This window comes from uncultured Microbulbifer sp., assembly GCF_947489355.1.
GTDB lineage: Bacteria > Pseudomonadota > Gammaproteobacteria > Pseudomonadales > Cellvibrionaceae > Microbulbifer.
In genome coordinates, this window is the sequence record NZ_CANLDD010000088.1 from 1 (window position 1) to 8,978 (window position 8,978).

Here is an 8,978-nt window from a genome sequence, read left to right on the forward strand (position 1 = left end):
CACTCCCATTTCGTGTGACTTAAACTGTCCACTTGTCTCATAGTGACTCCTTTGTGTGTTGCTTGGCGGCTCACACATTGGAGTTACTATGGGACTTCCGGATCTGTCAAACTATGCGTGCCTCCCCGGCAAAGCCGGGGGGTCTCCCTTTTGGACTAGCCCTGTTTTTTGCCTACAAAACTGAAACCACCATGGGATATATAATAGTTCACAAGCTTATCGTTCATAGGCTGCATGATTCTAATTTTGCTCGCCCCAATCAGATTGCCATACGTTTCAAATGCAAGCAGAGAGACCCTGAACATCTCTCCAGCGTGTGGGCAGTTTTTTGGTGATCTTTCGATAAAATCCAACCGCATCTCTGTACCCTTATAGGTCGGGCGCCCCAACGACAAAGAACATAATGTATTACCAAACCATACCGACATATCAAATATCTTTGGCCAAAGCGCTTTATATCTGGCTGCAAATGTCCAGTCCCAACATACTTTTCTTTCTGGCAGATTTTCCCATGTCTTCACGGAAACAAGTGCTCTATGATCAATAGCACAAAGCTCTAAAATACCCTTCAACTTTGGAGGAAGATTATCTGCAGCAATCTCTCTATCTTGATGACGAAATACTTCATATCTACCTAAAGTTTTCTTATGAATTGGGTGCATAAAAATTCCTTATCTCTATTAATTTATTTTTTAAATTTGATATAGTGATATATGCCATACTCTAAAACCCTTTTATATAAAAATACACCAGAATTAATTCTATACTTATAATTTTGATCGCACATACATGGCAGCATGAGAACCAACAAGCGCCCTCAATTAACAACATTCCTATCATGCCACCCTAAAGTTACGATTAGAATTACTTTTCCTTATTGAATCTTCATGTTTCTTTATTAACTTTTTTGCCTCTCTATCAGAAGGAGATGGATGCCCACTATATTCAAGCGCCAACTTTGCCATCTTAACTTGATCTTTGTGATTCCTAACCATGAAAATGAGAAGGGAAAGATTACTTGGGTCTGTAAATTCCTTAAATTCCCGGTAAATATCATCTATTTTGGAGCGGACATTTTCCAATCCACTTAAGGTATCAAACCAGCGCTTTAGCTTTCTTTCGCCTGAATTTCTAGAAATTTCAACATTAGAAAATGCCTCCCTGATAGATTTCAACTCTGAAAAAACACTCCCCAAATTACTGTAAAGCCAAATCTGTACACCTCGAACATTTCCAATCGATTTTACTACCCAGTCTATGTGTTTATTATTATCTTCATCCACCTCAATATACTGAACTTCTATATTGATAGAGGAGTTTACCGTTTTTGCCATATCGCTAAGTAACTTTGGAACACCATTGACCATCTTGCCCTCAAGTGTTCCTTTTAAATCTTTGATAGATCTTAGGCGGCCAAGCTCTAAATCTAACTCAGCCTCATATTTTTTTGCATCTTTTAAAAGAATATTCAGAAAATCTATATACTTACTGATATTGATCTCTTTTCGCACTCTGTTTCTTTCAGTGGAAAAATTCTTACTAGCATTAAAATACTTAATTGCACAATGCCCACCTATAAGGCATTCTTTACCATGCTTTGTTTTGCCCAGCCATCCACGGAGATGTTTATTGCCGCAGTTTCCTTCAGACTTTCTTACTTGACAGCATACCACTTTGTCAAAATGATACTGACCAATGAGAGATTTAAAATTTTCGACTGTTATTCCATGAGAAGCATCGAAATTTTCCCGCATTTCAATTTCGCGATAACTCTTAAATAACCTTGGCAGTTCCTGCATTAATATGAACTTCCTTATTCTTTTACATTGCGCATTTGCATCTGAGGTTATCATTACACCATCTAGTACATCTTAACAAGCCTGAACTGATTTCTGAAACATTCCCACCAGATCGGAGGTAAGTCCAGAATTCTAGATTGTTAAAAAATTGGCGCCAATTTCCTTATTATTCTGGAACAGGCTCGCCAGCGCGTCAGTATCTATACAGTATTCTGAGAAATTTCTGGCCATACCACAGTCCTGAAGAATGCCACTGCTTGCATATCCGCTACAGCCGATAGTATGTCTTGAGGACCCCGTACCTGCCCGGCCCTTTTCCGTTGTGGGCACCGCCTGGGCACGACCGGTGCCGATCAGCTGGTTGGCTTCGCCAATGGCCAACTCCAGCACTTTGCCCAGCGGGGCCGGCTGGCCAGCGGCCATACAGGGTTTGACAATGCGCACGTGCTGTTTGGCTTTATAACCCCCTATGAAATTTCAGGTTGCTGTTAAAAAAGCAGGGTCCGAATTCCCCGTGCGCACGGTTTCTCAGGAGGACCCGTTGTCACCGAGATCAACCTTGAATAAACCTTGGAATCACCGTTGGCGGGCATTGGCCAGTGCCCGGTCCATCGCCTTGCCCAGCTCGGGTAACAGATGCCGCTGCGCTATGCCCTCGGCGATCTTGAAAAACGGAAAGCGCTTGCGGTAATTGGGTTTCTTCTTTACAAAGATCAGAATGGGCCTCACAGAACGGCGGCGCTTATACCCCACCCGTTGCCATACGCCCCAGGTGCCTTCAATCTTGCCGACAAAGTAACCTTTGGTGATCCCTCTCTTAGCTTTACTGCGGCGGCTACCGGTGGCGTTCTGCATAGAATCCGAACTGGCCCGCACCTGGGACAGAATCTTGCTGTAGGTGCCCGCAGTGATATTGCCGTGTTTATTGAGCTTGGCGCCTCCCCCGGAACAACATACATACCTGCAGGGAGCAGACCGGCATAGCGCAGGGCGCGCTCGAAACGTTTCTCATTGCGACTGGTGCCGAAGACCGCAGGGGCCAGGTACTTACTGGGTGCGGTGCCCTTGGTGGCCTGATCCCGGATATACACTCTGGCAACGCCGGTGTGCTTGGTGGCCTTGTCCACCAGTACAGCGTTCAAGGTCAATCGGGTCGGGTTGACGAACACTCGCCCCATCACCGCACGCGCTTCCCCGCGAATCCTAAATGCCACATTGTTCAGTGCCTGCGCACCGGCATAGGGCAACTGCCGCTGTAACGCTCTGGACGCGCGATCAAAGGCCGAGGCATCAAAGGTCAGCTTTAGCTCGGCCACGCCTGCTTCTGCCCCTGCTGCACTTTCATCAACTCCAGGCGCTTGTGGTTGTAATACCAGTTCATCACAAAGGAAGCGACGGCCACCAGGGCACAGATAAAGCCAATGGGGTTTTGGATAAACAAGCTGTAGACACTGCCGATAGCGCCCACGGTTACCGTGGTGGCGTGGCCAGCCTTTTCCGCTAACTCTCGAACAAGATCATGTGTGGTCATGGTTTTGCCATTGCCTGTGTCTTCTCTTTGCTACCCTGGCTGGAGCCAAACCAGAATTGCAGAATCATGGGGATGGCCCCAGTAATCACACCGAGCATCAGAGTGCCAGTCTTTTCAATGGCAGGGGTCAGAATGATCTCACCGGAAAATAAGGAGAAGGTCAGGGCGAAGTAGCCACCGATAAACATGAAGGACAGTACCATCTGTGCCTTTAGGCCGCCCTTGATCCCCATTTGACGGGCGCTCTTGCGGTCCTCTACTTCTAACCGGTAAACGTCAATATCCAGCTCGCGCATCTTGAGCTTGAACTGGTTGTCGAGGTTGCGCAGCTCCAGTAGCTGTTTGGGGCTCGCCGTCAGAATGGTGTTGGCAATATCTTGTTCAGTGGCCTTCTCATCACCCAGTAAGGCACCGGCCAGGAACTTGACTGCCGTTCCCGCAACAGGGCCACCCAGGGCAGCGCCTAGAGTCGGCGCCACGCTTTTTACTATCGCTTTCCAGTCCATTAGTAGCTCCAAATTGTGAGACCTGGACAAGTAACTTTCTCAAGACGTAAAAAAACCGGCTCAGCGGCCGGTTTTTTTATTTAGGATTCAAATGTTGCAGCAAGTGCAATATATCCTTATTTATTATGTGCTATGAACTTAACTATCAGCATTGTAAATTCACCTACGTGCTGGGTTAGCAACCCAAGAAATTGTTCATATCCACGTAAGCCTCTTCGGTGCCAGGATGGGATGGTTTCATTGAAACGTTTACGTATATTTTCGAAAACTTAGCATCAAATTTCCAAAGCTCCCATTGATCCATATCGTTCTCTACATAGCGTTTTAGCAGCTCAAGCATTTGCTTAAACTCAGCATCACTCAATTTACCCAAAAAACCCATATTTTCTTACCTTTATAAGTATACTGCGATACTGAATTGCTATTACACATAACGCCGCGTTCACTGGCTTGTCCGGTGCAACGCTTTGTTAGAATTTTTCAGATATATCTCTATATTCTTGCGCCATTTTTACCAAATCTAAGTCGTTATATCTGCTGCTAGAAACAACTGGGTACGTGGAATAAACGAGTTTTATAAACTCCTCATAATTCTTGCTTCTAGTTGAATCAATTACAAAATCAAGTATCTTTTTCTCAGATTCTTGAATCTCTATCTCCCTACTGGAGCCTTCACGTAATTCTACTTGCTGCTTATGAGCACCAAACATCGTTTGAGTACTAAAGACCTTTATCTCATCGTCATTTGCAGCAATTTTAATAAAATCATCAACATACGGGCCATAGTGATTAAAGTGCCACTCAGCGTCAGTAAGTTGCTTTGAGTTTTCTATCGCACTCTTCCAATCTGCCAAATAGAGCATCTTGGTTAGCCTTGATGCTGACAGTTCAGACTTGTTTGGATAGTTCTTTAAAAGATACTTGATTAAACTTGATATTTTCGTTTCCATCAGAAACCCTCCGACCTAGCACCTTCTAGACTAGGAATATGTTGTTTGAGAGATTCTATTAAATTAACTAAATTTTTTACTTCATGCTGTTTAAAAAACCTAGAAATCTTTGCGAGCGGAAGCCCATTTTGCTCCAAAGATTCAAAAACAAGTACAGCTACTGTAATATTTTCTGAATTATTGAGCCTGATACCACGGAATGCTCTACTACGCATTTTAATATTCTTAATTTGTTCCGCTGTAAAATTGAATTTATCAATATTATACTGCGCCCAAGCCACTAAATCATCTTCTGGATCAGGAGCACTTGTGTCCTCAGATGTTCCCGTTTCCCATGCTTTAGCAATACATCCTTGATCTTTGGGATATAGCCTGCTCGGTTTGTATTTAAATAGTTCATTCTCAGAGAACCGACCAATACAAGAAAACATTTCCATATCTAGTTTGTAAAGGCTTACCCTTTCTTTTGCACCAAGATTAAACCTTTGTGCGTAACTATAAAGATAGTTAGAAAAAAGCTTATAACAGTTAATGCTTTTACTTTCGCTCTCTTCTTTGAGTCGGTCATTCTCAGTCACGACATCTTTATGCTTCCTTGTTACAAAGCGAACGGTTGCATGACTTCCTGCTCCACCCCATATTGCACAAAAAACCGCTGCACAGAATAGAGTTACCAGCCATCCCTCATAACTCATCATCATCAACATGTGCTTACGGAGTTCTAGAGGAAGAGAACGCCGTATGAGAACCTGAATATTAACTGGGGCTCCAATGAAGGCGAACCCTATTGCACCGACTATCGTCGGGTATAACCCCAAGCTCGCAGCTTTGTATAGAAACTTCCTAACTGGGTGAAAGTCTTCTAAATATATCTCCATGTAGTTCCTTACTACCTACGTCAATTTAGCTCGAACTCTAACATTTAAATATTGATCACTATTGTCAATATTCCCTCAATCACTATCTCAAATATCATCTAATATTTTCGAATATCGACACTACTGATCTAAGACCACATAGCCGCCAACTATAACTACTCTGACATTTTCGTCAAATGACAAAATCCCTGCTCAGTTGAAAAAATTGGCTGGTTATGAGCTCACCCCCACAAAGCTGCTCACCATGGCCCCCTGGGAGGCGATAGCGATCTCACCTGAGTCCCAGCACTCGGCCAGGCGGCAGGCGATGTCGTGAAGCTCAGGCTCTCCACACTCCATGAGTTCCGCCGTATTGCGGCACAGCTTCAGCAGGAAGGCCTGAGCATAGTCTCGTGCGGTGATGCGACCCTCTATAAGCAAATTCATTTGAGTAGTGATGATCAGCAGCAGAAAGCGTCTACTGTGGTCCTCGGGACAGTTACCCAGACCACTGCTATCCGCCTCAGCGTGGCAGCGATAACAGAGATGCGCAGCCATGGCATCGTGGGGCTTGATCCCCCGGCCCTTGCCGTAGCTGTGGCTGCGCTGGCTCTGGTAGTGGGCGGCCACTGTGGTGCCCTCGTTATTATCACAGCGGACGCAATCGCGGCCTTTGGCCAGCCTCAGTAGTTTCGGGATGCCGGTGGGTTGCAGGTTCACTTTGTCTCCCTGGGCATCTCCAGCCTGAACTTTTAGCCCCTCCATATGCCATTCCCTCAGCAGTTCCAGATTGTGAGACCTGGGGAAGTCGCTTTCTCCAGGCGTAAAAAACCGGCTCAGGGGCCGGTTTGGGTAGTTGAATAATAGCGGCTAGCAGAAGGCCGTAGCATACTGCCTGCGATTGTTATATGGTTTATTAGTTGGGCCTAAGGTTTTCAATAATTTTTGCATCTACCCAATAGATATCTGCTTTATCGCCTTTATTGTCATACGACCGGTGAAAGAAAAAGTACTTTCCATCTGGGGTCACACTACCAAATTGCTCTTGGAATTTTGTGTTTATCTTATCTCCTAAGTTTATCGCAGTTCCCCATGAGCCATCTTGCTGTCGGAAAGAAATATGCAGATCACTATCACCATATCCACCGTCTCTTTCACTATCCCATATAATGTAAGACTCATCTGGCGCAATGAAGGGGTGAGCGGTCCATTTACCCGTGTTTATTTCTTTGCTCACAGATCTAGGTGCCTCACGTTTGCCATCTATTAATCGTGAATAACGAATATTGCCTATTTCAGTTGCCTCATCAAAATAGTAAGTGCCTTTAGATGAAGCTGTGAGACGCATGATAGGCAAATCATTGAAAGGGGCATCAAGACTTTTCACCTCAGACCAACCAGAGTGGGTTCGCTCCCTATAGGCTTTCCCCAAGTGCAAAATATTACCGTCAGGGGAAACAAATGGTTGCCCGGCTCTGGGTGGTACAACAGACTCGATCCATTGTTTATCTTTGTATTGAATGACAAACAAAGTATTCTTTTTATATTCCCCCCCTCTTCTTCGAAAATAGAACTCTTTTAGATCGGGACTAAAGGCTGCTGATCCAGCCCTAAATCCCTTATCAAGAATGCTAGGAGCAAAACGTTCAGAGATCAAACCTGGCGGCTTTTGCCCAAGATATAGTTCTTTTGAGGCTGGAGATTTATCTTTACTATAACTATTGCCACTCATACTTATCATAGAAAAGAGTAAAACGATTGAAATACGATGCATAATTTATCCATAATTTGAAATCAAGGAATTATTTAACTTCCATACTAAATTCGCTTTCACTGATATAACGCTTAAATGTGATTGAGAAGGTAGTCACTTCAAGCAAGTCATTTTTAAAATACCTGACATCCTTATGACTGTTAGATGATTTTGTTTTTACGGCGAAAATCAATTTTTTGGGTGCATATAACGCCCGCCGCACAGGCGAGCAACTTGTTGCGAGTCCAGCACATGTAGTGCGCGCTTGTGCCGGCGTTTGTTAGGCTTTGCGCCACAACTCGATTGTTCTTGACTCAGGAGCCTCCCCCCATCGGAGAAAGATATTACCTTGGCTTGGACTCTTTTGCGTAATAAAGACAACTACCTTATTGTCAAAGCTGCAACTCTCTAGATACAGCCAAACAGATTTCGATTTCACCATAACGGCCTTCGGGCTAACTAGATCAAATTCCTTTGGAATATCCTCTCCCGTTAATAGGGGCATACCACCTTGAGAAATGAGTTTGACAGCTTCTGTATAAAGAGAGCCGAGCTGTTGATGTGATAATTTTTTGGCAACATCTACTCTTTCAGATTCTTCCGTGCACTCAACACCGCCGCAGCCCACTAATGTAAAAATTATCATTGTAAGCAACACATATCTAAACATTACAGGACCTTTTAAGAAGCCTAATATTTATATACTGATCACCATGACCACTATTATCCTGATTACTGTCTCGAAAGCAATCCTGTGCCATTTACCCACAATCCTAATTAGAAACAGCTACTTACATGAATTTGGCACAATCGTAAAAAATACAATCACTCTATCCAGAGTAAAAAACCGGCTCAGTGGCTGGTTTGTTTATTTGGGCGTAAATGTTATGCGTAAATCACTGCTGACAAATAGATAATAAATGATAGGCCACTGACAATTGTACGTAACCAATGCTTATGCCCCCACCTAATGAGTAATTCATTTATCTCAGTTGGTTCAAGATCGTTGTTTGGGTTGAGTAGAATGTCGTTAATTGGCTTTATGAGTTTAAGCGTAATGGGTACAACTGATATAAGGAGGATCGCGCCAATTAGCCATAAAAGGCCATTGCCTAATATCCATGCAACAAGACCCGATAAGAAACCGATAGCCGCCAGAGCAATTTGCATTGGAGCTGCTTTTCCGTACATCGGGGGAAAGAACCTAGCCCCAAAATCTGTGCCTGTTTCTAATGCTGCTGGATGTTGTGCTATAGAGATATAAAGAGCAGCACCAAAGAAAGTACCACAGCAGAAAATTGCGATTAGCACCATGATCATTGAAATCTCCTTATATTCGCATAACATTTAAATACTAATCACCATGATCAGTATTATCCTGATTACTGCCCAGGAATCAATTTTGCGCCGTTTACCCACAATGCGCATTAAAAACAGCTACCTACATGGATTTGGCACAATCGTACAAAATGCGATCACTCTCCAGAGTAAAAAACCGGCTCAGTGGCCGGTTTGGGTGGTTGGGTGTCTGGTAGAGACAGCAATCACAAAGTAGCTAATTTATAGCTCTAAAACGCAAAAG

Annotated in this window: 14 protein-coding genes; all 14 read right to left on the minus strand. The window is 43.9% G+C overall.

Going from position 1 to position 8,978, the window contains the following annotated elements:
- Nucleotides 1-155: 155 nt before the first annotated feature.
- Complete coding sequence (locus Q1A48_RS19875) at nucleotides 156-662, minus strand: hypothetical protein (RefSeq protein WP_299948401.1); 507 nt, start codon at nucleotides 660-662, stop codon at nucleotides 156-158.
- A gap of 174 nt (nucleotides 663-836) precedes the next feature.
- Complete coding sequence (locus Q1A48_RS19880; RefSeq protein WP_299948403.1) at nucleotides 837-1,799, minus strand: hypothetical protein; 963 nt, start codon at nucleotides 1,797-1,799, stop codon at nucleotides 837-839.
- Nucleotides 1,800-1,931: 132 nt separating this feature from the next.
- On the minus strand, nucleotides 1,932-2,243 hold the full coding sequence (locus tag Q1A48_RS19885) for a hypothetical protein (protein ID WP_299948405.1): 312 nt from the start codon (nucleotides 2,241-2,243) through the stop codon (nucleotides 1,932-1,934).
- Nucleotides 2,244-2,375: 132 nt separating this feature from the next.
- A complete protein-coding gene (locus tag Q1A48_RS19890) occupies nucleotides 2,376-2,528 on the minus strand; it encodes a hypothetical protein (RefSeq protein ID WP_299948407.1) in 153 nt (50 codons plus the stop codon).
- Nucleotides 2,525-3,115 (minus strand): hypothetical protein, encoded by a 591-nt coding sequence (locus tag Q1A48_RS19895; protein ID WP_299948409.1) that lies wholly within the window; start codon nucleotides 3,113-3,115, stop codon nucleotides 2,525-2,527. The genes Q1A48_RS19890 and Q1A48_RS19895 overlap by 4 nt, the downstream gene beginning before the upstream one ends.
- On the minus strand, nucleotides 3,103-3,330 hold the full coding sequence (locus Q1A48_RS19900; protein ID WP_299948411.1) for a hypothetical protein: 228 nt from the start codon (nucleotides 3,328-3,330) through the stop codon (nucleotides 3,103-3,105). The genes Q1A48_RS19895 and Q1A48_RS19900 overlap by 13 nt, the downstream gene beginning before the upstream one ends.
- Nucleotides 3,327-3,836: a hypothetical protein gene (locus Q1A48_RS19905; RefSeq protein WP_299948413.1), complete on the minus strand. Its 510-nt coding sequence runs from the start codon at nucleotides 3,834-3,836 to the stop codon at nucleotides 3,327-3,329. Before Q1A48_RS19905 ends, Q1A48_RS19900 begins: the two co-directional genes overlap by 4 nt.
- Nucleotides 3,837-4,011: 175 nt before the next feature.
- The gene (locus Q1A48_RS19910) at nucleotides 4,012-4,218 is read right to left on the minus strand and encodes a hypothetical protein (protein ID WP_299948415.1); all 207 of its coding nucleotides are present in this window, start codon (nucleotides 4,216-4,218) and stop codon (nucleotides 4,012-4,014) included.
- A gap of 88 nt (nucleotides 4,219-4,306) precedes the next feature.
- Nucleotides 4,307-4,786 carry a Panacea domain-containing protein gene (locus Q1A48_RS19915; protein WP_299948417.1) on the minus strand — a complete coding sequence of 160 codons (480 nt, stop codon included), beginning with the start codon at nucleotides 4,784-4,786 and terminating at the stop codon, nucleotides 4,307-4,309.
- Nucleotides 4,786-5,487 (minus strand): hypothetical protein, encoded by a 702-nt coding sequence (locus Q1A48_RS19920; protein WP_299948419.1) that lies wholly within the window; start codon nucleotides 5,485-5,487, stop codon nucleotides 4,786-4,788. The genes Q1A48_RS19915 and Q1A48_RS19920 overlap by 1 nt, the downstream gene beginning before the upstream one ends.
- A 390-nt stretch (nucleotides 5,488-5,877) precedes the next feature.
- Nucleotides 5,878-6,408 carry a nuclease domain-containing protein gene (locus Q1A48_RS19925; RefSeq protein ID WP_299948421.1) on the minus strand — a complete coding sequence of 177 codons (531 nt, stop codon included), beginning with the start codon at nucleotides 6,406-6,408 and terminating at the stop codon, nucleotides 5,878-5,880.
- 151 nt (nucleotides 6,409-6,559) lie between these two features.
- On the minus strand, nucleotides 6,560-7,417 hold the full coding sequence (locus Q1A48_RS19930; protein WP_299948422.1) for a hypothetical protein: 858 nt from the start codon (nucleotides 7,415-7,417) through the stop codon (nucleotides 6,560-6,562).
- A gap of 259 nt (nucleotides 7,418-7,676) precedes the next feature.
- Nucleotides 7,677-8,066, minus strand: a complete 390-nt coding sequence (locus Q1A48_RS19935; RefSeq protein WP_299948424.1) for a hypothetical protein — start codon at nucleotides 8,064-8,066, stop codon at nucleotides 7,677-7,679.
- Between the two features lie 215 nt (nucleotides 8,067-8,281).
- Nucleotides 8,282-8,716 carry a DUF1772 domain-containing protein gene (locus Q1A48_RS19940; protein ID WP_299948426.1) on the minus strand — a complete coding sequence of 145 codons (435 nt, stop codon included), beginning with the start codon at nucleotides 8,714-8,716 and terminating at the stop codon, nucleotides 8,282-8,284.
- Nucleotides 8,717-8,978: the final 262 nt, after the last annotated feature.

What these genes read in the sequence shown, in the direction of transcription:
- Q1A48_RS19940 (WP_299948426.1), bottom strand. Translation starts at nt 8,716, where the DNA reads ATGATCATGGTGCTAATCGCAATTTTCTGCTGTGGTACTTTCTTTGGT.
- Q1A48_RS19880 (WP_299948403.1), bottom strand. Translation starts at nt 1,799, where the DNA reads ATGCAGGAACTGCCAAGGTTATTTAAGAGTTATCGCGAAATTGAAATG.
- Q1A48_RS19930 (WP_299948422.1), bottom strand. Translation starts at nt 7,417, where the DNA reads ATGCATCGTATTTCAATCGTTTTACTCTTTTCTATGATAAGTATGAGT.
- Q1A48_RS19905 (WP_299948413.1), bottom strand. Translation starts at nt 3,836, where the DNA reads ATGGACTGGAAAGCGATAGTAAAAAGCGTGGCGCCGACTCTAGGCGCT.
- Q1A48_RS19875 (WP_299948401.1), bottom strand. Translation starts at nt 662, where the DNA reads ATGCACCCAATTCATAAGAAAACTTTAGGTAGATATGAAGTATTTCGT.
- Q1A48_RS19910 (WP_299948415.1), bottom strand. Translation starts at nt 4,218, where the DNA reads ATGGGTTTTTTGGGTAAATTGAGTGATGCTGAGTTTAAGCAAATGCTT.
- Q1A48_RS19920 (WP_299948419.1), bottom strand. Translation starts at nt 5,487, where the DNA reads ATGATGATGAGTTATGAGGGATGGCTGGTAACTCTATTCTGTGCAGCG.
- Q1A48_RS19935 (WP_299948424.1), bottom strand. Translation starts at nt 8,066, where the DNA reads ATGTTTAGATATGTGTTGCTTACAATGATAATTTTTACATTAGTGGGC.
- Q1A48_RS19915 (WP_299948417.1), bottom strand. Translation starts at nt 4,786, where the DNA reads ATGGAAACGAAAATATCAAGTTTAATCAAGTATCTTTTAAAGAACTAT.
- Q1A48_RS19925 (WP_299948421.1), bottom strand. Translation starts at nt 6,408, where the DNA reads ATGGAGGGGCTAAAAGTTCAGGCTGGAGATGCCCAGGGAGACAAAGTG.
- Q1A48_RS19900 (WP_299948411.1), bottom strand. Translation starts at nt 3,330, where the DNA reads ATGACCACACATGATCTTGTTCGAGAGTTAGCGGAAAAGGCTGGCCAC.